This window comes from Thermobifida fusca YX (assembly GCF_000012405.1).
Classification (GTDB): Bacteria; Actinomycetota; Actinomycetes; order Streptosporangiales; family Streptosporangiaceae; genus Thermobifida; species Thermobifida fusca.
This window is the reverse complement of sequence record NC_007333.1, coordinates 2254784-2280448: the sequence shown is the minus strand read 5'-3', so window position 1 is coordinate 2280448 and position 25665 is coordinate 2254784. Positions and strand designations below refer to the sequence as shown.

Here is a 25665-nt window from a genome sequence, read left to right as displayed (position 1 = left end):
AACCATACTGCCGTCATGGTCCTTTCGTCCCTCCTGCCAGGAATGATCCCGAAGAAGTGCGGACGTCGTTGACGCTCTGCAGCGGCACAGGTGACATGAAACACGCTTCTTTCGGGCACTACGCGTAAACTTGGGCAGGTGACCACAGTCCAGCTTCGACCTCCCAAAAACCGGGTTTCTCCTCGAGCGGTCTGGCTATGGACCGTCACGGACGCGATCGAAGGGGCGGTGACAGTCGGAGGGATCACACTGACTGCGTGGGCTGTGGACACAGCCCGGTGGGGCTGGCTGCCAGACTGGTTGGTGGACCGGATCTGGTGGGTGCCCGTGGCCGTCGCCTGCTACAGCGTGGTCAAACTGGTGGTCGCACCGCGGTGGCGCTATCGGGTGTACCGGTGGGAGGTCACCGCCGACGTCGTCTACACCCGCAAGGGCTGGATCAGCCGTACCTGGCAGCTTGTGCCGATCACCCGCCTGCAGACCGTGGACCACACGCAGGGCTGGCTGGAGCGGCTCTTCGACTTGGCCACCGTGGAAATCCAGACCGCTTCACACGCCGGCTCCTCAACGATCAAAGGGCTGCCGGAAGCGCAGGCCCGGCAGCTCTCCGAAGAACTAGCTGCACGCGCGGGACAACTGCGGAGTGACGCCACGTGAACGCCGAGCATGAGCCGCAACCCGACCAGGCCGGTGCGGACCTTCCCGAACCGGACGGCTCGCGCCCTGAGTCGGCCGCGCCCCGCCTGGCCGCTGAGGCGGAGCGGCGGCTCAGCCCGCTCACCGTGGTAACCACCGCAATCCAGCACGGCCGTTCGGCGGGCCTGCCCGTGCTGGTGGCGCTGTTCGCGGGCGACTTCAACCCGTGGGTGCTTGGCGGCACAGTCCTGGTCGGTGTCCTGCTGGTCGTCGCCGGCATCGTCCGCTACTGGACCGTGCGCTACCAGATCATCGGCGAGCGACTGGAGATCCGCTCCGGTCTGATCTCCCGGAGCCGGCGCGCGATCCCGCTGGAACGTATCCGAGGCGTCAACGTCACCTCCACCCTGCTGCATCGCATTTTCGGGCTGGCTGTGGTCCGGATCGACGCGGCCGCAGGCGGCGCCCTCCAACAGGAGGAGGCGAAGCTCGACGCGATCGCCACCGCCGAGGCGGAACAGCTCCGCGTGGAACTGCTGCGCCGCCACTCCCTCCTGGTGGAGCACGAGGCGGCTGAGGCAGAGGAACCAGCAGCGGAAACCGAGGCGGCCCCCGCGGAAAGCGCGGAGGTCACGTACTTCCGGATGCCGTGGCGCTGGTACCTCTACGCGGTGCTGAGCCCCGCCTACCTGCTCACCCCGTTTGCTGTGCTGGCGGCCCTGTTCGGTTTCTTCAACCAGTTCATCGACGCTGAGGTGATCGGCGCCTACGTCATCGGCCAGGCGGACACGATCTGGGGGATCGTCACCTCCCGGAGCGGGCTGCTGCTCCTCACCCTTGTCGGAGTGGTGGCGGCGATACTCGTGGCCATGCCGCTGTTCGCCGTGGTCTCCTACATGATCAACCAGTGGCAGTTCACCCTGCACCGCCGCGGGGAGGCCCTGGTCACCGAGCGTGGACTGTTCACCCGGCACAGCGTCACGTTGGAGTACCGCCGTATCCACGGTTACGAACTGCACGACACCCTCGTGCAGCGGCCGTGGGCTCTAGGCCGGCTGTCCGCGATCGTCACCGGGCTCGGCGGGTCCACGTCCCGTTCGGCGCTGCTGCCGCTGGGGCCGCGGGCCGAGGTGGAGCGGATTGTGGCGCAAGCGTTGCGTCCGTTCCACGGCAAGCTGGTCGCCCATCCCGCGGCTGCGCGCTCCCGCCGACTGTTCCGCGCGGTGGTGCCGCCGCTGCTGCTCGCCGGGTGTGCGGCAGCACTCGGCTGGTTCTGGGTGGCCGGTGGGCTGCTCGCGGTGGCGGTGCTGGGAGTGCCGCTGGGTATGGACCGCTACCGCTCCCTGGGGCACGGCTACGACGGGGAACAGGTCAGTGTCCGCTCCGGGTCGCTCGCCCGGGTGCAGGCCACGGTGGCCCGCTCCGCCATCATCGGCTGGCGGTGGCGGCAGAGCGTGTTCCAGCGTCGGGCCGGGCTGGCCACCATGAAAGCCACCGTTGGTGCGGGCAGCGGAGGATACGACGCGATCGACGTCGATTTCGCGGACTCGGTGGCGTTCGCCCATGCCGTCACCCCGGAACTGCTCGCCCCGTTCCTGGCAGCGTCTGCTGCCGGGGCTGCTGACCAGGCGGCGGACACTTCCGGCCAGGAGGGTGACCGTTCTGGCGGTGCGGGCGCCTAGCCTGGCCGCGGACCCTGGCCGGCTGCTGGTCGGCAGGTGCGGTCTCAGTCAGACCGCTTCGACCCGAACATGATCTCGTCCCAGGACGGCACTGAGGTGCGGCGGCCGCGTTTACGGCGGGGCTGCTGGGAAGCTCCGGTGGCCGCGGGCACGGACGCTTCGGGGCGGCTCGCCCGCTGCGGGCTGGCACCCCGCTGTGTCGGGGAGCCGGGACCGGGCGTGGGGGCGGGACCGGGCCGGTGGTGGCGTTCCGGCACGGTGGCAGTGAACACCGTGTCTTCGGTGGTGGGGCGCACCAGCTCTGTGGTGATGGGGGAGCGGGGCGTTGTCGAGGCGTCCGTCTCCTGAGGTGTCGCGGCAGGCGCCTGGGGCGGCGGGGCAGCCTCCCGTGCCGGGGAGCGGCGTGGAGTGAAAGGAGTGACGGTTGCCTCGGGAGGTGCGGGCGGCACCGATACTTCACGGTCGTCAGCGGAGAGGAGACGCACCGCCTCCTCGTCATAGGGAGTGACCGAGCGGCGCCGCGGCTCGTAGATCCAATGGGCGACGTGCTCTTCCCCCATGACACGGAAGGACAGTTTGACCTGCCAGGTGTTGTCCTCCCGCTTCCACGAGTCCCAGGTCGCCTCCCCCGATTCCAGTTGGGCCACGCCAATCCGTTCGGCTACTAAGTCGCCGAGGGTGGGGCCCGGGGCGGTCTCCCCGGGACGGCGGACCAGGGCAAGCTGCGCTTGCCGGGCCATGTACTCGCGCTCCTGCAGCACTGGGCTTTCAAACCAGCGCACGCGCTCGACAGGGATTCCTGCGGCCTGGGCAATAGATTCGGCAGTTTCTCCCGCGCGTATCCGGGCCTGGATCTCCTTGGGGCGCAACGGATTCTCCACTTCGATCTCGTACTGGCCGAGCCGAGAGAATTGCCCGCGCACGGCAGCGCGGAGCCGGTCGTCGACGGGCAGCATGAAACGGGTTCCGCGTCCGGCACTGGCCAGCACCAGGTAGGTTCCGTCCTCACTGACGGCGACCAGGCGAAGCTCTTGCATCGCCCTCCCTTTCGCGTCCCGTCGAGGGGGTGGGAAACCCGGTATCCCCCAGTTCACAGTCTTGTCGGCCCAGGTCCTTCGAGCCAGTACCGCACCCGGCATGTTCGAAGACACGCCTGAAGCGGAGCGCGGTGCACTCCCCTATCGTGCCATCCCGACACGCCGAGAGGGGCACGGCCAGGCCGTGGTTGTGGACACTGGCCCGTTTTCTCCCGTTTGTGTGGGGTGGCAAGTCCCGGCCACGGCTGTGAGAAAGCGGACCGTATTGCGGAGCGCCTGTCGAGCTGACACGCCGAGCAAAGGCAGAGGAGAGACCGCAGACGGATCGTTGCGCCGAGACTATTCTCCCCACACGCGGTCGAGATAGGCGTTGGTGAAGCGCCGGTGCGGATCGACCCGCTCGCGCACTTCGAGAGCGTCGCGCAGCCGAGGATAAACCTTGTCCAAGTAGGACAAGGTGCGGGTGTGCATCTTGCCCCAGTGGGGCCGTCCCGCCGCAGCGGTGAAGATCGCCTCCAGGTCCGCGAAATACTCCTGCCACGGGCAGCCCTGGTAGACGTGCACGGCCACGTACGCGCTCTCCCTGCCGTAGCCGGGGGACAGCCACACGTCGTCGGCGGGGGCGAACCGCACTTCCACGGGGAAGCTGATCCGGTGGCGGCTGCTCGCGAACACGGCGCGCATGTCGTGGAGGACGTCGGGCAGGTGCTCGACGGGGATCGCGTACTCCATTTCCACGAACTTGACCCGGCGCGGACTGGTGAACACCCGGTAGGAGACGTCGACGTATTCGCGCGCGGTCAACGCCCGCGCCGAGATCTGGTTGATCGCGGGGATGAGGCGGGGCAGGCGCCGCGCCATCCGGTTGACGACTTCGAACACCGAGTTGGAGAGGAACTCGTCGTCCAGCCAAGCGCGGAAGGCTGAAAGCGGGCGGGCTGGGCCGGGGACGCGGTTGTTGCGCTTGGTGATGGTGCGTTCGGTGTGCGGGAACCAGAAGAACTCGAAGTGGTCGTTGGTGGTGCGCAGCTCCTCCAAGCGTTCGAGGACTTCCCCCAGCGGCATGGGGGTTTCCCGGGCGTGCAGCAGGAACGCGGGCTCGACCGCCATGGTGATTGCGGTCACCACGCCGAACGCTCCCAGGCCCGCGCGGGCGGCGTCGAACAGGTCCGGGTCCTCGTCTCGGGAACAGGTGACCACGGACCCGTCGGCCAGGACCAGTTCCAGTTGCTGGATCTGTGCGGCGAGGCTCGCCGAGGCGCGGCCGGTCCCGTGAGTGCCGGTCTGGGTGGCACCCGCCAGCGTCTGCACGGCGATGTCTCCCATGTTGGTCAGGGCTGCGCCGTGCGCGGCGAGCGTTTCGTTGAGGTCGCAGAGCCGCATTCCCGCTTCGACGGTGGCGCGTCCGGCGGCGAGGTCCACGGAGCGCACCGAGGCCAGGGCGGCGGGGGAGAGCAGGGTGCCGTCGGTGGCCGCGATGTCGGTGAAGGAGTGCCCTGATCCCACCATGCGGATCCGGCTGCCCGCCGCCGCGGCTGCGCGTACTTCGGCGACGACCTCGGCGGTGCTGGTAGGGGTGGCGATCCGGGTGGGGGTGATGCGGCAGGTGTCAGCCCAGTTGTGCCAAAGAGTGCGGGTCACGGCGTCCTCAGCAGGGGGGTTGGCCCGGGGACCGGGTGGGGCGGGTCTGGCTTCGAGGAGGGGATTCGCAGTGTGCGGGCTCGGCGGCGGACTGTCAAGAGGGTCACGCCGCCGTGAAGGAGGGGGTGGTGCACGGGTCACGCGGAGTGCTGGTTTGATGGGGCCATGAGGTCCTATGACGCGTTTCTGCTGATCTCCTTCGGTGGTCCGGAGAAGAGGGAAGACGTTATCCCGTTCCTGGAGAATGTCACCCGCGGTCGGGGCATCCCTCGGGAACGGTTGGCTGAAGTCGGGGAGCACTACTACCTCTTCGATGGGGTCAGCCCCATCAACCAGCAGTGCCGGGACCTGATCGCAGCGTTGCGTGACGACTTCGCCGCCAACGGGGTCGAACTGCCCATCTACTGGGGTAACCGCAACTGGGACCCCTACCTCGAGGACACCGTGGCCGAGATGGCGCGCAACGGGGTGCGCCGCGCGGTGGCGCTGGCGACGTCGGCGTACAGCAACTACTCGAGCCACCGGCAGTACTTGGAGGACATCGAGCGGGCTCGCGCCGCGGTGCCGGAGGCTCCCGAGATTGACCTGATCCGCCCCTTCTACGACCACCCCGGGTTCATCGACGCTTTCGTTGACCACACCCGCCAGGCGTTGGAGCGGATTCCTGAGGAGCTGCGGCCGGAGACGCGGCTGCTGTACTCGGCGCACTCCCTGCCGATCGCGATGGCGAAGAAGTCAGGCGATCCCCGCCGCGACTACGGGTCGCTGACCGCCTATGAGGCGCAGCTGCTGGAGACAGCCCGGCTGATCACGGAACGCCTCGACCGCGACTACCCCTACGAGATCGTCTACCAGAGCCGCAGCGGCCCGCCCTCCCAGCCGTGGCTGGAGCCTGACATCAACGATCGGCTGGAGCAGTTGGCGAAGGAAGGCGTGCGGTCGGTGGTCGTGGTTCCGCACGGGTTCGTCTCCGACCACATGGAGGTCAAGTACGACCTGGACGTGGAGGCCCGCGAGACCGCGGAGAAGCTCGGCATCCGCCTGGAGCGGGCGGCCGCTCCGGGAACGCACCCGGCGTTCGTCGCGATGGTCCGCGACCTGGTGGCGGAGCGGGCGGAGGGGCGTCCGCCGCGCGGCCTGGGCGCTATCGAACGGTCGTGCCACGACGATCCAGCTGACTGCTGCCAGCGGAGCTGACGGTGCGACGGGGGTGATCCGGCGGTGACCGGGTCACCCCCGTCAGCCGGGCAGGCAGTCAAGGCAGCGGAGCATCGGAGTTCAGGTATTCCTCCCAGCCTCCCGGCGGGGCCTGGCCGACGTTGAGCCGGGCGAGTTTCGTGAGGACACCGGGGTCTTGGGCGTCGAGCCAGTCGGCGAGCTGCCGGAAGGAGACCATTCGGACGTCGGGTTCCCCGCCGATTTCGTCCATGAACTGTTCAACCGCGTCCATGTAGATGCCGCCGTTCCACCGTTGGAAGTGGTTTCCGATGAACAGCGGGGCCCGGTTGCTGAAGTAGGCGCGTTCGAACCCTTTCAGGTAGGTGTCGCGGGCTTGGGCGCGCCACCGGCCGTATTTGCTGCGGTCGCCCTGGGGCGTCTTCGACTGGTTGACCATGATGTTGTAGTCCATGGACAGGACTTCGAAGTCTTCGCCGGCCATGGGCAGCGACTGCAGGGGGAAGTCCCACAGTCCGTGCCGGCGCACAGGCCAGACCTGCAGCCATCCGGGAGAGCTCGCGTCGTAGCGCCAGCCGAGTTTGGCCGCGGTGGGCAGGAGTTGGTCTCTGCCTTGCAGGCAGGGGGTGCGGCCGCCCACGAGTTCCTTGCGGTAGTCGAACGGCAAGGGCGGAAGGTCGGTGAATCCGGTGTTGGTTTTCCAGGTCATCACGAACTTGATGGCCTGCTGGATCTCCGACTCCCAGTCGGCGGGCGACCAGGTGGACACCCCGTTGGGTCCGCAGAAGTGCCCGTTGAAGTGGGTGCCGATCTCATGGCCTTCCCGCCAGGCCAAGTCGAGCTGCCGGATGGTGCGGTGGATGGACTCCTCACTGAGATAGCCGATATCGGAGGCGCCCACCGGGTGCTTCGGCGGATGGTAGAGGTGTTTACGGTGCTCGGGCAGCAGGTAGATGCCGCTGAGGAAGAAGGTCATATGGGCGTTGTTGCGGCGGGCCACCTCGCGGAAGCGGCTGAACAGCCTGTCGCTGAGTTCTCCGGCACCGTCCCAGGAGACGACGACGAACTGCGGTGGCCCTGACCGGCGGTCGAGCTGGTCGACGGTCGGCTGGTTGGGCTGCGGTCCGGTGTCTGACGTAGAGCCGTCACCGATCACTCGGACTCGTCGCGGCGCGGCCTCAGGACCGGTCCCGGCCTGTGTCGTCGAGCAACCGACGGTACCCAAGGCGGTGAGTGCGGTGGCGGACAGAAAAGTGCGACGCGAAATTTTTCCCACGAGATCCTGGTTCCTTCGGCTTTTCGGCGTGAGAACGTGAAAGGGCGGTGACCGCGAGAAATTTATCACTTTGAGTAGCTGATTGGTTACATAAAGTGTCGAGTGTTGTGCGTTGTGTCCCTTCGTGGATCAGCGGCCACAGATAGGCTCGAATGCGGCACAAACTGACAAGCGGCGGTGTCTGCGGACAAAAAGAAAAACGCCGGCAATGCGCTCCACGAGGGAGTAAGAGGGCTCCGCAGTCCCGCCCGGGCAAGGCACCCCACAAATCCGTTGTGAGGAGACCACCGTGACCGTTCCCGATCCGCGGGAGTTGCTGGACCTTGCGCTGGAAGCGGCCCGTAAAGGAGGTGCGCTGGCAGCGCGCGGCCAACACGGAATCTCAGTACTCGACGTCAAGTCCTCGCCCACTGATGTGGTCACCGAGATGGACCGGGCCACCGAGGAGATGATCCGCGACGTCCTCCTCAGCGCTCGGCCCGACGACGCGATCCTGGGGGAGGAGGGCGGCGCAGCCCAGGGCAGAAGCCAGGTGCGCTGGGTGGTCGACCCCATCGACGGCACGGTCAACTACCTCTACGGGCGGGCCGAATGGGCCGTCAGCGTCGCCGCGGAAGTCGACGGGGAAGTGGTGGCCGGGGTAGTGGAGGTCCCCGTGCTCGGGCGGACCTACACCGCAGTGCGCGGGGAAGGCGCCTACCGCAACGGGGAACCGATCTCCGTGGCCGACCCCGTGGACCTCAGCATGGCCCTGGTCGCTACCGGGTTCGGCTATGCGGCAGAGCGCCGCCGTAAGCAGGCTCAGGTACTCGGCGCACTCCTGCCGAAGATCCGGGACATCCGCCGGGGCGGCTCAGCCGCGATCGACCTGTGCACAGTGGCGGAGGGGAGCGTCAACGCCTACTACGAGCAAGGCGTCCACCCGTGGGACTGGGGCGCAGGGGCCTTGATCGCGGAAGAAGCGGGGGCTCGCGTGGCGGGGCTGCGCGGCACCCCGCCGAATAACGCCATGCTGGTGGCCGCACCCCCAGGCCTGTTCGAACCGCTCCACGACCTCTTGGTGTCGCTGGAAGCGGACCGGGACGCCTGACCGGTGTTCCGGTCCGTGGCGGTGGGGTGCGCACGTGCCGTCCCTGACTCAGCGTCGTACCGGTGTGCCGAGTCTGCTCGGGACTATTCCGGGCTGCTTCCGGTCGGGAGCAGCGAGGCGAGTCGTCGGGGAAACAGCGCAGTGCACCGGCGCATGCCATCCGCCATTCCGCCTGCGGACGGGGCGGGCGGCGCCGATGCCGAAGGCCGGGCCGCCCTGCAGGTGCCCCGGCCTTGCCGCGGCATGCCGCCAGTTACGCGCTGTACGGATCGATTCCGTGGAGGGCAGCGATGCGGTGCAAGTCCTCCAGCTCCGACGCGTGCGCGTCGGCAAGGAATTCGTCTCCGGCAGCCTGGGCCGCTTGGAGCGACGTAGAGGTTTCGCGGATTCGTACGCGAATCTCTGCCAGAAACTCGCCCATCATCACACCCCTCTCTCACCATGGTTGGCGGTTGCCGACCATACCCATGACAGTCCGCGCACCAAACATCACGGTTCGACAGAATTCCGTGACGGGACTGAGAGATTTCTCTCCCGAGGAGCACGACGCTGTGCTTGATCGATCGGTGCGACAGGGCACCACGATAACCCCGGCCCCTACGCGGGGCACAGGGGGATCCGGAGAATAACGCGCAATGTGCGGAGCAGGGCCAATACCCCAGGATGATCACGGAAAGGCAACGCTTATCTCTTTCTTATCCGTGCTGTGTCAAATTTGAGATGTGCGGGGTGAACGTCGCGGTCGGCGGTTGGGGGATGCGCCGACCGCGACTCCTTCTTTTCGGGCCGCTGAGTGCACAGAACAGTACGCCTCGTGTGTCGGAGGCGTCGGGTTCGAAGTATCATCAAAGGGGTAACCGGCCTCCAGCCGGAAGTCGTGCTTCCGGCTGCGTGAGACGCCCTTGGCGAGGGCTTCCACCTTGTCGAGGAGTGGACAACTGAAGGCGCAGCCGGAGATAAACGCCGCTGCCGGTGTGTTGGGGGATGCGCCGGCAGCGGCCTTTTCCTTATCACCACGAAAACGAACGAAGGACACAGTGCGCGTACTCGTGGTCGAAGACGAGCAGGTTCTGGCCGACGCGATCGCGGTAGGACTGCGTCGCGAATCGATGGCGGTGGACGTCGCCTACGACGGCGACAGCGCCCTCGAACGTGCCAATGTCAACGACTACGACGTCATCATCCTGGACCGGGACCTGCCGGGAACCCACGGTGACGAAGTCTGCAAATCTTTGGCCACGGCCCGTTACCCGGGACGGATCCTCATGCTCACCGCGGCCGGGGAGCTCGACGACAAGGTGGCCGGGCTCAGCCTGGGCGCCGACGACTACATGGCCAAGCCCTTCGCTTTCGCCGAACTCGTCGCCCGGGTGCGCGCCCTCGCCCGGCGCTCCGTGCCCCCGCTGCCGCCGGTGCTCCGCCGCCAGGGCATCACCCTGGACCCTGCCAACCACACGGTGGAGCGAGACGGGCGGCCCGTCTCGCTCACCCCTAAAGAGTTCGCGGTCCTCGAAGTCCTCATGCGCGCCAACGGGGCCGTGGTGAGCGCGGAGAAGCTGCTGGAGAAAGCCTGGGACGAGAACGCCGATCCGTTCACCAACGTGGTGCGGGTCACCGTGATGACGCTGCGGAAGAAACTCGGCGACCCCCCGGTGATCCACACGGTGCAAGGCGCGGGGTACCGGATTTGAACACCGAAGAAGAACACGACGTCGTTGCGGCTGCCTCAGCAGAAGTACCCCCCACACCCCCGGGGGACACCGGCACATGGCGCAGGCTGTCCCGGCCGCTCAACCAGCCCGCCAACCCCGGCACGGCCAACGGGCGGGCCGAGACGAAGCACAGCCGCAGCTTCCGGATCACCGACAACATCAGCCTGCGCATGCGGCTGACCCTCATCTACGGGATGCTGTTCTTCGCTGCCGGATCACTGCTGCTCCTGCTCAACTACGTGATCCTGGTCAGCGTCCTCGACAAGCCCGACTTCACCGTCCACATCGACGGATACCAACTGGAATCCGAGATCGCCGACGAGATCAAGGCGGCCCTCATCGACGGGATCGCCACCCAGGTGACCCGCTACTCGGTGCTCGCTCTCATCGTGGTGGGTGTGCTCGCGGTCGGCCTCGGATATGCCGTCGCCGGGCGGGCCCTGTCCCCGCTGCACAAGATCACCCGTACCGCGCGCCGCCTCTCCGAACGCTCCCTGCACGAACGCATCGCGATGAGCGGGCCCGACGACGAGATCCGGGAGCTCGCCGACACGTTCGACGCGATGCTGGAACGCTTGGACCGGGCGTTCGACGGGCAGCGCCGCTTCGTGGCCAACGCTTCCCACGAACTCCGCACCCCGCTGGCGATCAACCGCACCCTGCTGGAGGTCGCGGTCTCCGACCCGGAGGCGTCCCCCGACCTCAAAACCATTGCCCGCACCCTGCTGGAGACCAATGCCCGGCACGAACGCCTCATCGACGGTCTGCTCTTCCTCGCTAAGAGCGACCGCGAACTGGACGTGCGCACGGTCGTCGACCTCGGCGAAGTGACGGAGACCGTGCTCAGCCAGCTCTCCGACGAGATCGAGAAGTCCGGGCTGCGGCTCCGCACCGACCTGCGGGAAGCCCGGGTCACCGGGGACCCCGTACTGCTGGAACGCCTCGTCAGCAACCTGGTGGAGAACGCGCTCCGCTACAACGTCCCCAACGGGGAGATCACGGTCCGCTCCGGGATCAACGAGGGCGCCCCAGCCATCCAAGTGGAGAACTCCGGGCCGGTGGTCCCCGCCTACGAGATCGAAGGGCTGTTCGAACCGTTCCGGCGCGGGGCCGGACACCGGGTGAGCTCCACGAAGAGCGCTGGCCTGGGCCTGTCTATTGTGCGCTCGGTGGTCCGCGCCCACCACGGGACCGTGACCGTGTGGCCCCGGGCCGGGGGCGGGCTCGTGGTGACCGTCCACTTTCCGGTGAGCAACCGCCGCAGCGAAGGCGAGTCTTCCGCCTGACCACCCGCTATCGGCGTGTCGCCCAGGTTCCGGCATGTCCCCACCCAGGCCGTGATATGCATACGTGTCCGGTGAGGTGGGCACCCTGGTACGGAGTAGTTCCCGGAGTGGGTATGCTCACCCGGGCACCGAAAAGGCGAAAGGCGTCTTAACCGGGGTGTTCACGCTTCCTGCAGTGCCGATGCGGCCCAGATCGCCAGGGCGGAGACCGAGGCGTCCGGGAAGACAACGGGGCCGAGAACTGTTCGCTCAGGGGTAGCAGCCGGAAAGCCGCGGCTGCTGAAGACGACCACGTTCGGTCACCGGAGATCACTGTCGAGGCGAGACGGAGAACCCGGGCCACGACGCCATCTCTAACTTTTCGGGCAGAACGGGCACAACAGATGTCTCCGAAGCGTTACATTCGCGCGACGAGACCACGAAGATGACGAAAGATGAGACGAGGGGGATGGAGTAGAGCCATGGCCACCGACTACGACAGCCCACGCAAGACAGACGACGACCTGGGAGAGGACAGCCTGCAGGAACTGCAGGCGCGCCGGGTAGACAAGAGCATCAGCACCATCGACGTCGACCCCGACGAGGTCGCCGAAGGCATGGAGCTGCCCGGGGCGGACCTGTCGGGTGAAGAACTCGCGGTGCGCGTCCTGCCTCGCCAGGCTGACGAGTTCACGTGCTCGAGCTGCTTCCTCGTGCACCACCGCAGTCAACTGGCGGAGGAACGTGACGGACAGCTCATCTGCAAGGAATGCGCCTACTGATCTGTGGAGACCTCTTCACTCCACCGCCTTCTTGCGTCACAGACACGGACGAGACCCCGGGCCGCACCGGGGTCTCGTCCGTTCTCTCTCCGACGGCGGCACCAGCGGGAATGCGGGGACCGCGCAGGTTGTCTTCACAAGAAGCGGGAACGCTGCTCAGTCGAGGAGAGGCAGAGAACCGTGGATGACGAGACCACCAACGACCGTGCTGCGCGGGGTAACGGAGAACAGCGTCCCGGAAAAGAACTGGTGGTCGTCGACCGCGACCGGGTCGGTGAGCTCGTTGCCCTCCTCGTAGCGGAGGACACTGACGCGCAGAGCCGGGCACGGCTGCTCACGCGGATCACCGCGGCCCTAGCCCACAGCCTGCAGACCGCTAAAGCCCGGAGCGTGGCGAGCGGCCGCTGGCTGGCCGCGGTATTCGCCGAGGAGATCGCTCCCCGCATCCCGATCCGCGACCAGGAGACGCTGATACAGCACCACCGGGGACTGTCCGGCGACGACCTCGCTGATGCGCTGGAACGCGTCGCGGTGAACGTCACCACCGCCGTGGGAACAGTGGGAGGCGCGCTGGCGGCCGTCCAGTTCACGGCACCGCCGACACTGCTCACCGCTCCCGTCCAGCTTCTCGCGGAGACCCTGGTCGTCGCCGCGGTAGAGGTCAAACTGATCGGGGAGCTCCACGAAGCTTACGGGGTCCCGGCATCCGGGACTCCGCTGCGGCGCACCTCCAGCTACCTCGCGTCGTGGACGCAGCGGAGGGCGCTCCGCCCGGGCCGCGGGGTCCCGTCGCTGACCGCCACCATGGGTACGGCTGCCCGTACCGCACTCCGCAACCGGCTTATGAGACTGCTCGGCCGCCAGATGACCACACTGGGCCCGTACTTGACCGGCGCGGTGGCCGGCGGCACCCTCAACCGGCGCGGCACCCGGGCCCTGGCCCGGACCGTGCGCCGTGAACTGCGGGCAGCAGCAGCCGCGGGCGCCGCCCCCGCAGGCGGCACGATCGTCCCGCCGTACCCGGCCTGACCGCGCGGTACCGGGACAGCCAGCCCGATACCGCGCAACAGCGGCTCAGCGCTGGGGACGCTCCGGGGCGCGGGGAGCCCGGGCCGCCAGGCGCTTGTGCACGGTGCGTACCGCGAGCACGCGGGTGACCTCCATGCCTACCCCCGTGAGCACGGCCCAGCCCAGTGCCTCCCCCAGACTGATGTCGGGCGACTCGGGGTCGGCCGGAGGCTCCTTGCCTACTGCTTTGGTCCACAGCAGGGTGAGAGCTTTACGGGTGACGTAGGCTGCGGCCAAGGCTGCCACACCCCCGATGATCCGAGCAGCGAGGTCGCCATCCTTGTCGGCCATGGGAATACTTCCGTTCCGGTGTCATTCCTGGACAAGCGCTGCCCGAAATACTGCCATGTTCCCCTGGTCTACGCCGGGTGGTGCGCGTGGGGTGTCGCCCACGGGGCCCGAGGGGACAGGCGGAACGAGCAGGGTCGCGGTGCCAATACCATTGGCCTATGACCAACCGCTCTCGTTCCTTCAACGTGCCTGACAAGCCTTCGCTCGATGGTATCGAGGCGAAATGGGTAGACGTCTGGGACGAGTCCGGCGTCTATCACTTCGACCGCTCTAAGAGCCGCGAAGAGATCTTTGCGATCGACACGCCGCCACCTACCGTGTCCGGTTCGCTGCATATCGGACACGTCTTCTCCTACACCCACACGGACACCGTCGCCCGGTTCCAGCGGATGAACGGCAAGTCTGTCTTCTACCCGATGGGCTGGGACGACAACGGCCTGCCCACCGAGCGACGCGTGCAGAACTACTACGGGGTGCGCTGCGACCCGTCGATCCCCTACGACCCGGACTTCACCCCGCCCGAGAAGCCTGACCCCAAGAACCAGGTCCCGATCTCGCGACGGAACTTCATCGAGCTGTGCGAACGTCTCACCGTTGAGGACGAGAAGGTCTTCGAATCCATCTGGCGCAGGCTCGGGCTGAGCGTGGACTGGCGGTACACCTACGCCACCATCGACGACAAGTCCCGCGCGGTGGCCCAGCGCGCCTTCCTGCGCAACCTGGCGCGGGGCGAAGCGTACATGGCGGAGGCGCCCACGCTGTGGGACGTCACCTTCCGCACCGCGGTGGCCCAGGCCGAGTTGGAGGACCGGGAACGCCCCGGCGCGTACCACAAGGTGGCGTTCCACCGCGACGGCGGCGACCCGATCATCATCGCCACGACCCGCCCCGAGCTGCTGCCTGCCTGCGTGGCCCTGGTCGCCCACCCTGACGACGAGCGCTACCAGAGCCTGTTCGGGACAACCGTGCGCAGCCCGCTGTTCGGGGTGGAAGTCCCCGTCGTGGCGCACCGCCTGGCCGACCCGGAAAAAGGCACCGGTATCGCCATGATCTGCACCTTCGGTGACGTCACCGACGTCACCTGGTGGCGGGAGCTGAAGCTGCCCACCCGGGCCATCATCGGCTGGGACGGCCGGATCGTCGCCGACCCGCCCGAAGGACTGGACTCGGAGGAGGGGCGCGCGGCCTACGCCAAGCTCGCCGGGGCGACCGTGCACACTGCCCGCCAGCGCATCGTCGAAATGCTCCGGGAGTCCGGGGACCTGATCGGGGAGCCGGAGAAGATCACCCACCCGGTCAAGTTCTTCGAAAAGGGCGACAAGCCCTTGGAGATCGTCACCACCCGCCAGTGGTACATCCGCAACGGCGGGCGCGACCCTGAGCTGCGCGAAGCACTGCTCAAGCGAGGCCAGGAGCTGGACTGGTACCCCGAGCACATGCGCACCCGCTTCGAGCACTGGGTGGGCGGGCTCAACGGCGACTGGCTGATCAGCCGCCAGCGGTTCTTCGGGGTGCCGTTCCCCGTCTGGTACCCGCTGGACGACAAGGGCAACCCGATCTACGACTCCCCGATCCTGCCGGACGAGTCGCAGCTTCCGGTGGACCCCAGCTCGCAGGCGCCCGAAGGATACACCGAGGACCAGCGCGGCAAGCCCGGCGGTTTCATCGGCGACCCCGACGTGATGGACACGTGGGCGACGTCCTCGCTGACGCCGCAGATCGCCGGCGGCTGGGAGAGCGACCCGGACCTGTTTGAGCGGGTCTTCCCCATGGACTTGCGCCCGCAGGGCCAGGACATCATCCGCACCTGGCTGTTCTCCACCGTGGTCCGCTCCCACTTCGAGCACGACTGCCTGCCGTGGAAGAAGGCGGCGATCTCCGGGTGGATCCTCGACCCGGACCGCAAGAAGATGTCCAAGTCCAAGGGCAACGTGGTCACCCCGCTGTCCATGCTGGAGAAGTACAGCTCGGACGCGGTCCGCTACTGGGCGGCCAGCGGACGGCTGGGCACGGACACCGCCCTGGACGAAAAGCAGATGAAGATCGGGCGGCGCCTGGCGATCAAGATCCTCAACGCCAGCAAGTTCGCGCTGTCCGTGGCGGGCGAGGATACAGTCGCCGACCCGGCAGCGGTCACTGAGCCGCTGGACCGCTCCATGCTGGCGGTCTTGGCCGAGGTCGTCCAGGACGCCACCGCCGCGTTCCACGAGTACGACCACACGCGGGCGCTGGAGCGCACCGAGCGGTTCTTCTGGAACCTGTGCGACGACTACCTGGAGCTGGTCAAGGCCCGCGCCTACGACCCCGAGTCGCGGGAGGGCGCATCGGCTCGCGCCGCACTGCTCATTGCGCTGTCGGTGCTGCACCGCCTGTTCGCCCCCTTCCTGCCCTTCGTCACCGAAGAAGTCTGGTCGTGGTGGCAGGACGGGTCGGTGCACGTGGCGAAGTGGCCGTCGGTGGAGGAGTTCCGCGCTGCCGCGGAGGCAGGCGATCCCGCGGTGCTCGCCGCCACCTCCGAAGTGCTGCACACGGTCCGCAAGGCCAAGTCGGAGGCGAAGCTGTCCATGCGCGCCGAAGTGGAGCGGGTGACCGTCCACGGCAAGCAGGCCGAGCAGGCCCGCCTCTGCCGTGACGACCTCGCTGCCGCGGGCCGGGTCACCACGCTGGTCTTCGAAACCACCGACGACGCCGAACTCCGGGTGGACGTCGAACTCGCCCCCGCAGAGAAGTAGCCTTCAGTAACCGTTGTGGGCGCCCTGCGTGATGTGGGGCGCCCACCTAACGCGATAGGCTCGGCCGTTGTGAGTGACCTTTCCCCTGTCTTCGGTACGGTGCGGGTGGAGATCCGACGACTCGACCCAGACCTCCCGCTGCCCCGCTACGCCCACCCGGGGGACGCGGGAGCGGACCTGGTCACCGCCGAGGACGTCGTTCTGGCTCCCGGGGAACGCGCCACCGTGCGCACCGGGATTGCGATTGCCCTGCCCGACGGGTATGCGGCGTTCATCCATCCGCGTTCCGGACTGGCCGCGCGCCACGGTCTGACCGTGGTCAACGCCCCCGGCACGGTGGACGCCGGCTATCGAGGCGAGATCAAAGTGCCTCTGTTGAACACGGACCCCGCCACGCCGGTGAAGTTGACCCGGGGAGACCGCATCGCCCAACTGGTGATCCAACGCGTCGAGCGGGCAGCCTTCGTCGAAGTGGACGAACTCAGCGACTCGGCGCGGGGCGCCGGAGGGTTCGGTTCGACCGGAGGGCACGCCGCAGGGGCGGAGCAGAGCTGACTGTCTCCGGGTGACTTCGGGACTCTAAGGAAGAGGTGTTGCGGCGTGTTCGGACGCCGACGCAAGAAGAAGGCCAAGAGCCGCGTTGACGACATCATCCCCCCCGCCGTCGCGCCCCGGCCGACTCCGATGGCTGAGCCCGTCAAGGAGGACGACAAGTACCGAGCCCAGGGGCCGTGGGACGTCTCTGAGGAGGTACCCGAAGCACGGCGGGTCGACCTGGGGTCGCTGCGCGTCCCCGTTGGCCCTGACATCGAAGTGCAGGTCAACGTCGCGCGGCAGCAGAACCAGAATCGGGTCATCGGGGTGACGATCATCAACGGCAGGACCGCGCTGCAGGTCCAGCCGTTCGCCGCCCCCAAGTCCACCGGGCTGTGGACGGAGATCCGGCAGGAGATTGTCGCGGAGATCGCCAAGTCCGGCGGGAAGAGCGAAGAGTTTGAGGGGACGTTCGGCCCGGAGATCCGCGCGATCGTCCCGGTTCCGGGCAAGACCAACGAGAAAGGCCAGCGCCTCGCCCAGCCGATGCGGTTCATCGGTGTAGACGGGCCCCGCTGGTTCCTCCGCGGGGTGATCCGCGGCGAGGGCGCGGTCCGCCCCGAGGCAGCAGCCCGGATCGAGGAGATTTTCGCGGGGATCGTGGTCGTCCGCGGACACCACCCGGTCCCGCCGCGGGACCTTCTCGAACTGCGGCTGCCGAACCAGAGTCGGCCGGCTCCGGGACAGGTCGCCGTGCCCAAACCCGGGACTCAGAACCCGCCGCAGTGACCGTGGGCGCGGCTGTCCTCCCACAACAGGGCTGCTGGCCTGCAGGGCTTGCTGTCCGGCTGAGAAGCCGGAGGACAGTGCGCTCCAGGCTCACTGGGCCGGACCGGGGTCGTGCGGGTCGGCGATCGACCCGAGGAACAGGATGGCGCCGCGGCGGCGTACCACGATGTGGAACGGCCGGTCGACGCTGAACCGGATCGTCCGCCGCGGCGGCATGGCACCGGCCAGGAGCATCATGGCTGCGGTCGCTGCCGCTCCTTCCGCGCCCCGTTCATCCACCCGGAGCCTGGCCTGGTGGATGACCGTGTCCACGTAGAGCGGCACCGTGGAGATCCCGGACAGGTCAGCGGAGGCGGTGAAGAGCGTGCGTACCCCCGCCTCAGCCAGGACTTCGACGAGTTGGTGCGGCTGGGTCAGTTCGAAGCGGGGGAGAGCCAGCTCGACACTGGTGGATGCGGAACGCCGGTGCAAGGCGGTGAGCAGCGGCGCGGTCGGCACAGCGGCGGCGTTCGTGCCCGGCGGCAGCAGGACGTCGACCGCGAGTTCGTCGTGGGCGTGCAGGGTCACCATTCCCCAGCCGCGCGCCGTGGCGTAGGGCATCGTCCCGGTGCGGTGCATGAACGGGACGCGTTTCGGCCCGCGCGGGGTGCGGAACGTCCCCTCCCGGGTCAGGTGCGCCTCGAACGGGGTGGTCCACCGTGCCCTGGCCCACAGGGCGTTGGTCAGAATCGCCCGCAGGTCAGGGGTGACCGCTCCCTGCGGGAGCAGTTCGCGGATCATCCCGCGGGTAGCGTCGGCGATGTCCGCGTTGACGGTGGCGCGGACCCCTTCAGGGTTGGTGCGGAAGTCCGCGGTCCGCACGTCTGAATCGGGGCGGTCGTGCACCGTGGCGCGGAAGGACGAGCGCACGGGAACGTCTGCGCTCACCCACAGGACGGTGCGGGACGCCAGGTCGGGGCTGTCCGCGACGGCGCGGTCGAGCGCGGCGAGGAGCGGGGCAGGGTCGGTGCCGAGCAGCGTGGTCAATTCGGTGCGGGTGGTGGCGCGCGCCCCCGCGGCGAGGACGCCGAGGGCGCAGGCCACGGAGTAGGGCGACCATATCACCTCCCCGTCAGGAACAGCCTCGGCCAGCCTGCGGTGCAGGTGCAGCGCGAACTCCAGGTGGTCATCACGGAGGAAACCGCCGGACATGGACACTCCCCTCGACGGCGCTTGCGGGCTGCGGGCACGGGTTCCTGCCCCAGCAGGATTCCCGCGGGGCGCGGCTGCCACGCGTCCCACGCTCACCGCCGCAGAGCGCTTTCGGTTGTGAAACGGACACGTAGCGTACTCTCTTGCGCGTGGGTGGAGCACTACCCTGGGAGAGGGCCACGAGGCCGGAAGACCGTGTCCGCAGTCGCAGTGTCCGGGAGTGAGATGACGAACCAGAGTCAGACTGAGGTCTCCGAACGCACCGTTGAGGAGGTGGTGCGCGGGCAGCTCGCCCAAGCCCTGGGCGGGAAGCGCGGCATGGTCGAGGCAGCGGTGCCCACGCTCTTCTTCACGTGCACCTACCTGCTGGGCACGAACTACGGGTGGCAGGTCGCCGGACTAGACCCGCTGCGGCTGGGGCTGCTGCTGGGCGGCACGGCCGCCGTGGTCCTGGCTGTGGTCCGGCTGGTGCAGCGCTCCTCGGTGCAGTATGTGGTCAACAGCCTGTTCGGGATTGCCATTGCCGCGGTGTTCGCGCTCCGCAGCGGGCAGGCAGAAGACGCGTTCCTGCCCGGCATCATCTACAACAGCGTCTACGCCTTGGTCCTGACCTTGTCGATCGTGGTGCGCTGGCCCGCTATAGGGCTGCTGATCGGCGCGGTCACCGGTGACCCGGTCGGGTGGCGGCGGAATCCGGCGGTGGTGCGGCTCAGTTCCCGGTTGACGTGGCTGCTGGTGCTGCCGTGCGTGGTGCGGGTCGTAGTGCAGTACCCGCTGTGGGCGGCGGGCATGGTGGGCTGGCTGGGTGCCACCAAGATCCTCATGGGCTGGCCGTTGCAGGTCGCTGCGTTCGCCGCCATGGTGTGGCTGCTGGCGGTGGGACGCACCCCGATGGAATCCGAGCCGGAAGCTGCGGACGGCCAGGGCACGCAGAGCGGGACGGACGAGACGGTGCAGGCGCACCCCTAGCGCTCCCGGCCGAGACCTGCCCCGGCCGGGAGGGGAGCCCGACTCACAGGTCGGAGAGCAGTTTTTCGAAGGGTGTGGGGTTCTCGTAGGGGTCGGGGCGGCGCTGCGGAGCGCCCCCGGCGACCAGGGTGGCGAATTCTTCTGCTGCGCGGTCGATCCGTTCGGTGAGCGCCCCGGCTTCGTCGCTCCCCCAGTCTTGGGAAGCGGCGTAGACCCCGGTCGGCGCGGGCACCGTGCCCAGGTAGGCGAAGAGCGGCCGCAAGGCGTGGTCGAGGACCAGGGAGTGGCGCGGGGTGCCGCCGGTGGCTCCCATCAGGACGGGGATGCCGGCGAGAGCGCCGGGCTCAACGACGTCGAAAAAGGTCTTGAACAGACCGCTGTAGGAGGCGGTGAACACCGGGGTCACCGCGATGAGGCCGTCGCTGGCTGCGGTACGGTCCAGCACCTCGCGCAGGCTGCCGACGGGCACCCGGGTCAGCAGCGCGTTGGTCAGGTCGTGGGCGTGGTCGCGCAGTTCGACTACGGCGGTGTCCGCGGTGATGCCCCGGGCGTGGAGGGCGCGTTCCGCGGCTTCGGTGAGCCGGTCGGCGAGCAGCCGGGTGGAGGAGGGGTTGCCCAGCCCGGCGGAGAGCACGGTGAGCGTACGCGTCGTCAACGGGACACCTCTTCTTCCTGCTTGCCGGCGCGCTGCGCGGCTTGGGCGGCCGCGCGGAGGCTGGCGTGGGTGGGGGCGTCAGGAACATGGGCGGGTTTGAGGGCAGCGAATTCCCGGCGCAGCACCGGGACCACTTCCTCACCCAGGATGTCAAGCTGCTCCAGCACGGTTTTGAGGGGCAGTCCTGCGTGGTCCATGAGGAACAGTTGGCGCTGGTAGTCGCCGAAGTACTCGCGGAACTTCAGGGTCCGTTCGATGACCTGCTGCGGGCTGCCCACGGTCAGCGGGGTTTCCGCCATGAACTCTTCCAGGGAGGGGCCGTGCCCGTAGACGGGCGCGTTGTCGAAGTAGGGGCGGAACTCTCGGATCGCGTCCTGGGACCTCTTCCGCATGAAGACCTGGCCGCCGAGGCCGACGATCGCCTGGTCGGCTGAGCCGTGGCCGTAGTACTCGTAGCGGCGGCGGTACAGGTCGATGAGTCGCTGGAAGTGCTCTTTCGGCCAGAAGATGTTGTTGGCGAAGAACCCGTCACCGTAGTAGGCGGCCTGTTCGGCGATTTCGGGGCTGCGGATGGAGCCGTGCCACACGAACGGGGGGATGCCGTCCAACGGGCGCGGGGTGGAGGTGAAGGACCGCAGCGGGGTGCGGAACTTGCCTTCCCAGTCCACGACGTCTTCCCGCCACAGCCGGTGCAGCAGGTGGTAGTTCTCGATGGCCAGCGGGATGCCTTGGCGGATGTCTTTACCGAACCAGGGGTAGACGGGGGCGGTGTTGCCGCGGCCGAGCATGAGGTCCACCCGCCCGTCGGCCAGGTGCTGCAGCATCGCGTAGTCTTCCGCGATCTTCACCGGGTCGTTGGTGGTGATCAGCGTGGTGGCGGTGGACAGGATGAGGCGCTCGGTGCGGGCGGCGATGTAGCCGAGCATGGTGGTGGGGGAGGAGGGGACGAACGGCGGGTTGTGGTGCTCCCCGGTGGCGAAGACGTCGAGGCCCACCTCCTCGGCTTTCAACGCGATCGTGACCATGGCCTTGATCCGCTCGTGCTCGGTAGGGGTCCGGCCGGTGGTCGGATCAGGGGTGACGTCGCCGACGCTGAAGATCCCGAACTGCATGCCCGCTCCCAAAAGCCTTCTCAAGGAGAAATTAAAGTTTCAACTATTATGGGGAACTCCACGGCCCCGCCCCCTATTCCCCCGCGCGATGTGCGCTAGTCCGCAGCCCGGTCAGAGCCGCTGAGCACCGCAAGCAGTGCGTCGTCGCTGCGCGCGCTGCTGAGCAGGACCACGACATCGCCCGCGGCGAGCACCGTCTCCGGCAGCGGGGCCCGCGCCTGCCCCGCCCGCACGAGGGCGACCAGGACCACGCCTTCCGGCAGCGCGGCGCTCAACTCCGCCGCACTGCGTCCCGTGAAAGGCGACTCCTCAGTCAGCACCGACTCCAACAGGTCCGCTCCCCCCAGCGAGGCCAGCGAAACCACCTCGCCAGAATGGCCTAGCTCGGGTTCTTCGTCACTGTCCACCAGTGCGGCAAGAAGCCGCGGCGGAGACACGGCCACGTCCACCCCCCACGCGCTGGTGAACAGCCACTCGTTGTTGGGGTCGTTGACCCGGGCCACCACGCGGCGCACCCCGAACTCCCGCTTGGCCAGCAGCGACACCACCAGGTTGACCTTGTCGTCGGAGGTCGCGGCCACCACCGCGTCGAACTCCTCCAACCGGGCGTTCTCCAGGGAGCTGACCTCGCAGGCGTCAGCTAGCAGCCATTCCGCTTCAGTCAACGCGTGCACGTCGATGGCGCGCGAGTCGCGGTCGATCAACAGCACCTCGTGCCCGCTGCTGAGCAGTTCGGCAGCGATGGACCGGCCGACCGCCCCGGCCCCCGCGATCGCCACCCGCATCACCGGTCACCCCCGTCAGCGCTGATCCGCTCCACAGTCCGCTCGACCGCCTGCGAAGGGGAAACGACGTGCAGCACATCCCCCGGCCACAACTGCAGATCGGCACGGGCCAAGTGAATCTCCCCGCCCCGGCTCAGGTAGACCACCCGCACCCCGAGCTCGGCCTCGACCCGTTCGACCCGCTGACGCGACCACGCCGTCCCCACCACCGCATCCACCATGACCAGGGTTCCGGAGGGGTCCCGCCACAGCGGCCCGGTGCCGAGGAGCTCGTCCCCGGGAACCAGGTGGCGCAGGATCATGTCGGCGGTCCAGCGCACCGTGGCCACGGTGGGAATCCCGAGCCGCTGGTACACCTCGGCGCGCCGCGGATCGTAGATGCGCGCCACCACATTGCGCACGCCGAACGTCTCCCGGGCCACGCGCGCGGCGATGATGTTGGAGTTGTCGCCGCTGCTGACCGCGGCAAACGCACCGGCACGCTCGATACCTGCCCGGATGAGGACTTCTCGGTCGTAGCCCAGTCCGGTGACCGCATGCCGGGCGGTCGCCGAACGCAGCCTGCGGAACGCTTCAGGGGCGCGGTCGATGACCGCGACCGTGTGGCCTGCATCCTCCAGCGTGTGCGCGAGGGTGGACCCTACTCGGCCACACCCCAAGATGACGACGTGCACCTCGTGCTCGCTCCCGGTACTCCTCGTGGTGGCGGCCCGCCGCCCCTGGCGGGCCTGGGCTGGGATATACCCAACCACAGTCGCCAGGTGTGGCGCATCGGCCGCGGTCACTACGCTGCCGCGGTCCGACTAGAGTGGTCGCGAGGCGGCGGTCCGGGTTCTGCCGCGCCGCCGGACCGCCCTGTCACCCGAAAGGTCGTGTGCTCCCATGAGTCGGCTCACTACCCACGTCGACGTGCGTCTTGACGGGGTAGCCCACGGAGGATGGTGCGTCGGACGCCACGAAGGCCAGGTCGTCTTCGTCCGCCATGCCTTGCCGGGGGAGCGGGTCCGTGCCCGGATCACCGAGGAGACCAGGAGGTTCCTCCGTGCCGAGGCGGTAGAAGTACTGGAGGCCTCCCCGGACCGGGTGGCCCCGCCGTGCCCCTTCGCGGGCCCTGGCCGGTGCGGCGGCTGCGACTGGCAGCACGCCTCGCTCGACGCCCAGCGGCGGCTCAAAGCACAGGTGGTCGCCGAGCAGTTGCGTCGCATCGCCGGAATCGACCGTGAGGTGGCAGTCGAGGAGCTGCCTGGCACCCCGGACGGGCTGGGCTGGCGGACGCGGGTCCGGTTCGCCGTGACCCCCGACGGGACGGTCGGGCTGCGCCGGCACCGTTCCCACAGCATCGAACCGGTCGACTACTGCCCTCTCGCGCACCCCGGGATCGACCGGCTCAACGTGCCCCGCAAGACGTGGCGGAACGCAGCCGAGATCGAAGTGGCCGCCGCGGCGGGAACCGGAGACACCCTCGTGACGGTCACCCCGGCGCGCACCGGGACCCCTGAACTGCCGGCGCTGGACAGTCCGGTCACGGTGCTGCGCCGCTCCCGGAACGGGCGGGTCCAGCCGCCCCGCGGCCGGCACGGGGTGACCGAAAACGCGGCTGGGCGCCGCTGGTGGGTGAGCGCGGGAGCGTTCTGGCAGATCCACCCGGCTGCCGCCGAGACCCTCACCGGGGCAGTGCTCGACGCCCTGGACCCCCAGCCCGGGCAGACCGCGCTGGACCTGTACTGCGGGGTCGGGCTTTTCGCGGGTGCGCTCGGCGCAGCGGTAGGCCCGCAAGGCCGGGTGTTCGGGGTGGAAAGCGGCGCCGAAGCGGTCCGCGACGCCCGCCACAACCTCCGCGACCTGCCGCAGGTCCAGATCACTCGGGCAGACGTCGCAACCCACCTGCGCCGGTGGACGCCTCCCCGCATCGACCTGGTCGTGGCGGACCCGCCGCGCTCCGGTATGGGCGCCGACGTGGTGCGCCGCCTGGCGGCGCTGCGTCCGCAGCGGATCGCCTACGTCTCCTGCGATCCCGCGACGTTCGCCCGCGACCTGGCTGTCTTCGCGGAGCACGGCTACCGGATGGACGGGTTGCGCGCCTTCGACGCCTTCCCCATGACGCACCACGTGGAGTGCGTGGGCGTCCTGCTCCCCGCCTAGACGCTGCCCCTCGGCGTGCCGCACCGCGTCGCTGGACGCGACCGGCCGCGTCCAGCGGAAGAATGAGGGGTATGCGACTGAGAATCTTCACCGAACCCCAGCAGGGCGCCAGCTACGAGACGCTGCTCACCGTCGCAAAAGCCAGTGAAGACCTGGGCTTCGACGGCTTTTTCCGCTCCGACCACTACCTGAAGATGGGGGACGTCAGCGGGCTTCCTGGCCCCACTGACGCGTGGGTCACCCTGGCCGGCCTGGCCCGGGAGACGTCCCGGATCCGGTTGGGCACGCTCATGACGGCGGCCACGTTCCGCCTGCCGGGGCCGCTGGCGATCAGCGTCGCCCAGGTCGACCAGATGAGCGGGGGACGCGTGGAGTTCGGCCTCGGCGCGGGATGGTTCGAAGCCGAGCACACGGCCTACGGCATCCCGTTCCCCGCCGACGCCAAGGAGCGCTTCGACCGGTTCGAAGAGCAGTTGGCGATCATCACCGGGCTGTGGGCTACCCCCGAGGGGGAGACGTTCACCTTCCACGGGAAGCACTACACCTTGACGGAGAGCCCGGCGCTGCCCAAGCCCGCGCAGTCGCCGCGGCCGCCCGTCCTGATCGGCGGCAGGGGACGGCGGCGTACCCCCCAGTTGGCCGCGAAGTACGCCGACGAGTACAACATCCCCTTCTGCGTGGTGGAGGAGACGCAGGCGGCCTTCGACCGGGTGCGTGCCGAGGTCGAGAAGGCGGGGCGTGAAATCCCCATGATCTACTCGGCGGCCCAGGTGGTGTGCGTGGGTCGGAACGATGCCGAGGTAGCCCGGCGCGCCGCTGCGATCGGCCGGGAGGTGGACGAGCTGAAGGTCAACGGCCTGGCGGGCACACCGGACGAGGTGGTGGAGAAGATCGGCCGGTTCGCCGAGATCGGCGCGGAGCGCATCTACCTGCAGGTGCTGGACCTTTCCGATCTGGACCATCTGGAGCTGATCGCTGACCGGGTCGCCCCGCAGGTGGCCTGAGGGCATTCCGGGCCGGGAGAACATGGGATGTTCGTCCGTGTGTCTCCCGGCCCGGAGGGGTAGTGGAGAAACGACAATCAGACATTACTGTCCAGT

At 68.4% G+C, this 25665-nt stretch carries 24 protein-coding genes; 14 read left to right on the top strand and 10 right to left on the bottom strand.

Annotation, left to right across the window (positions count from 1 at the left end; genetic code table 11):
- Window positions 1-228 precede the first annotated feature (228 nt).
- Both TFU_RS09590 and TFU_RS09585 read left to right on the top strand, forming a co-directional pair.
- Window positions 229-657, top strand: a complete 429-nt coding sequence (locus TFU_RS09590) for a PH domain-containing protein (RefSeq protein ID WP_016188908.1) — start codon at window positions 229-231, stop codon at window positions 655-657.
- Window positions 654-2318: a PH domain-containing protein gene (locus TFU_RS09585; RefSeq protein WP_011292372.1), complete on the top strand. Its 1665-nt coding sequence runs from the start codon at window positions 654-656 to the stop codon at window positions 2316-2318. The genes TFU_RS09590 and TFU_RS09585 overlap by 4 nt, the downstream gene beginning before the upstream one ends.
- A 44-nt stretch (window positions 2319-2362) precedes the next feature.
- Here the strand turns inward: TFU_RS09585 and sepH are convergent, their stop codons facing one another.
- Both sepH and TFU_RS09575 read right to left on the bottom strand, forming a co-directional pair.
- A complete protein-coding gene (gene sepH, locus TFU_RS09580) occupies window positions 2363-3355 on the bottom strand; it encodes a septation protein SepH (protein ID WP_011292371.1) in 993 nt (330 codons plus the stop codon).
- 339 nt (window positions 3356-3694) lie between these two features.
- The gene (locus TFU_RS09575) at window positions 3695-4996 is read right to left on the bottom strand and encodes a D-arabinono-1,4-lactone oxidase (RefSeq protein WP_011292370.1); all 1302 of its coding nucleotides are present in this window, start codon (window positions 4994-4996) and stop codon (window positions 3695-3697) included.
- A 165-nt stretch (window positions 4997-5161) separates the two neighbouring features.
- Here TFU_RS09575 and TFU_RS09570 point away from each other — a divergent pair, with 165 nt between their 5' ends.
- A complete protein-coding gene (locus TFU_RS09570; RefSeq protein ID WP_011292369.1) occupies window positions 5162-6193 on the top strand; it encodes a ferrochelatase in 1032 nt (343 codons plus the stop codon).
- Window positions 6194-6251: 58 nt separating this feature from the next.
- On the opposite strand, the gene TFU_RS09565 is transcribed toward TFU_RS09570, so the two are convergent.
- Window positions 6252-7328 (bottom strand): hypothetical protein, encoded by a 1077-nt coding sequence (locus tag TFU_RS09565; RefSeq protein WP_155983546.1) that lies wholly within the window; start codon window positions 7326-7328, stop codon window positions 6252-6254.
- A gap of 409 nt (window positions 7329-7737) precedes the next feature.
- On the opposite strand from TFU_RS09565, the gene TFU_RS09560 reads away from it, so the two are divergent.
- A complete protein-coding gene (locus TFU_RS09560; protein ID WP_011292367.1) occupies window positions 7738-8538 on the top strand; it encodes an inositol monophosphatase family protein in 801 nt (266 codons plus the stop codon).
- A 253-nt stretch (window positions 8539-8791) separates the two neighbouring features.
- On the opposite strand, the gene TFU_RS16085 is transcribed toward TFU_RS09560, so the two are convergent.
- Window positions 8792-8962: a hypothetical protein gene (locus TFU_RS16085; protein ID WP_155983545.1), complete on the bottom strand. Its 171-nt coding sequence runs from the start codon at window positions 8960-8962 to the stop codon at window positions 8792-8794.
- 613 nt (window positions 8963-9575) lie between these two features.
- On the opposite strand from TFU_RS16085, the gene TFU_RS09555 reads away from it, so the two are divergent.
- The 4 genes from TFU_RS09555 to TFU_RS09540 all read left to right on the top strand — a co-directional run bounded on the left by TFU_RS09555 (window position 9576) and on the right by TFU_RS09540 (window position 13326).
- The gene (locus TFU_RS09555; protein WP_011292365.1) at window positions 9576-10229 is read left to right on the top strand and encodes a response regulator transcription factor; all 654 of its coding nucleotides are present in this window, start codon (window positions 9576-9578) and stop codon (window positions 10227-10229) included.
- On the top strand, window positions 10226-11536 hold the full coding sequence (locus TFU_RS09550) for a sensor histidine kinase (protein WP_011292364.1): 1311 nt from the start codon (window positions 10226-10228) through the stop codon (window positions 11534-11536). Before TFU_RS09555 ends, TFU_RS09550 begins: the two co-directional genes overlap by 4 nt.
- A 461-nt stretch (window positions 11537-11997) precedes the next feature.
- Window positions 11998-12297 (top strand): DUF4193 domain-containing protein, encoded by a 300-nt coding sequence (locus TFU_RS09545; protein ID WP_011292363.1) that lies wholly within the window; start codon window positions 11998-12000, stop codon window positions 12295-12297.
- 180 nt (window positions 12298-12477) lie between these two features.
- Complete coding sequence (locus TFU_RS09540; protein ID WP_011292362.1) at window positions 12478-13326, top strand: hypothetical protein; 849 nt, start codon at window positions 12478-12480, stop codon at window positions 13324-13326.
- 45 nt (window positions 13327-13371) lie between these two features.
- Here the strand turns inward: TFU_RS09540 and TFU_RS09535 are convergent, their stop codons facing one another.
- The gene (locus TFU_RS09535; RefSeq protein ID WP_011292361.1) at window positions 13372-13656 is read right to left on the bottom strand and encodes a DUF4235 domain-containing protein; all 285 of its coding nucleotides are present in this window, start codon (window positions 13654-13656) and stop codon (window positions 13372-13374) included.
- 158 nt (window positions 13657-13814) lie between these two features.
- Here TFU_RS09535 and valS point away from each other — a divergent pair, with 158 nt between their 5' ends.
- The 3 genes from valS (at window position 13815) to TFU_RS09520 (ending at window position 17711) form a co-directional block, all read left to right on the top strand.
- Window positions 13815-16388, top strand: coding sequence for a valine--tRNA ligase (gene valS / locus TFU_RS09530; protein ID WP_016188904.1), 2574 nt, complete (start codon window positions 13815-13817; stop codon window positions 16386-16388).
- A 69-nt stretch (window positions 16389-16457) separates the two neighbouring features.
- Window positions 16458-16943 carry a dUTP diphosphatase gene (gene dut, locus TFU_RS09525; RefSeq protein WP_016188903.1) on the top strand — a complete coding sequence of 162 codons (486 nt, stop codon included), beginning with the start codon at window positions 16458-16460 and terminating at the stop codon, window positions 16941-16943.
- A 45-nt stretch (window positions 16944-16988) separates the two neighbouring features.
- Window positions 16989-17711: a DUF3710 domain-containing protein gene (locus tag TFU_RS09520; protein WP_011292358.1), complete on the top strand. Its 723-nt coding sequence runs from the start codon at window positions 16989-16991 to the stop codon at window positions 17709-17711.
- A gap of 90 nt (window positions 17712-17801) precedes the next feature.
- Here the strand turns inward: TFU_RS09520 and TFU_RS09515 are convergent, their stop codons facing one another.
- Complete coding sequence (locus TFU_RS09515; protein ID WP_011292357.1) at window positions 17802-18902, bottom strand: serpin family protein; 1101 nt, start codon at window positions 18900-18902, stop codon at window positions 17802-17804.
- A 225-nt stretch (window positions 18903-19127) separates the two neighbouring features.
- On the opposite strand from TFU_RS09515, the gene TFU_RS09510 reads away from it, so the two are divergent.
- A complete protein-coding gene (locus TFU_RS09510; RefSeq protein WP_011292356.1) occupies window positions 19128-19871 on the top strand; it encodes a DUF3159 domain-containing protein in 744 nt (247 codons plus the stop codon).
- A gap of 43 nt (window positions 19872-19914) precedes the next feature.
- On the opposite strand, the gene TFU_RS09505 is transcribed toward TFU_RS09510, so the two are convergent.
- The 4 genes from TFU_RS09505 to TFU_RS09490 form a co-directional block, all read right to left on the bottom strand.
- Window positions 19915-20526: an FMN reductase gene (locus TFU_RS09505; protein WP_011292355.1), complete on the bottom strand. Its 612-nt coding sequence runs from the start codon at window positions 20524-20526 to the stop codon at window positions 19915-19917.
- Window positions 20523-21638, bottom strand: coding sequence for an LLM class flavin-dependent oxidoreductase (locus TFU_RS09500; protein ID WP_011292354.1), 1116 nt, complete (start codon window positions 21636-21638; stop codon window positions 20523-20525). The genes TFU_RS09505 and TFU_RS09500 overlap by 4 nt, the downstream gene beginning before the upstream one ends.
- A 95-nt stretch (window positions 21639-21733) precedes the next feature.
- Complete coding sequence (locus TFU_RS09495) at window positions 21734-22423, bottom strand: potassium channel family protein (RefSeq protein ID WP_011292353.1); 690 nt, start codon at window positions 22421-22423, stop codon at window positions 21734-21736.
- Entirely contained in the window at window positions 22423-23097 is a 675-nt protein-coding gene (locus TFU_RS09490) for a potassium channel family protein (RefSeq protein ID WP_011292352.1), read from the bottom strand. The genes TFU_RS09495 and TFU_RS09490 overlap by 1 nt, the downstream gene beginning before the upstream one ends.
- Before the next feature lie 208 nt (window positions 23098-23305).
- Between TFU_RS09490 and TFU_RS09485 the strand changes: the two genes are divergently transcribed.
- Together TFU_RS09485 and TFU_RS09480 are read left to right on the top strand one after the other, a co-directional pair.
- Window positions 23306-24565 (top strand): class I SAM-dependent RNA methyltransferase, encoded by a 1260-nt coding sequence (locus TFU_RS09485; RefSeq protein WP_011292351.1) that lies wholly within the window; start codon window positions 23306-23308, stop codon window positions 24563-24565.
- A 71-nt stretch (window positions 24566-24636) separates the two neighbouring features.
- Window positions 24637-25569: an LLM class F420-dependent oxidoreductase gene (locus TFU_RS09480; protein WP_016188901.1), complete on the top strand. Its 933-nt coding sequence runs from the start codon at window positions 24637-24639 to the stop codon at window positions 25567-25569.
- The last annotated feature ends 96 nt before the right edge of the window (window positions 25570-25665 follow it).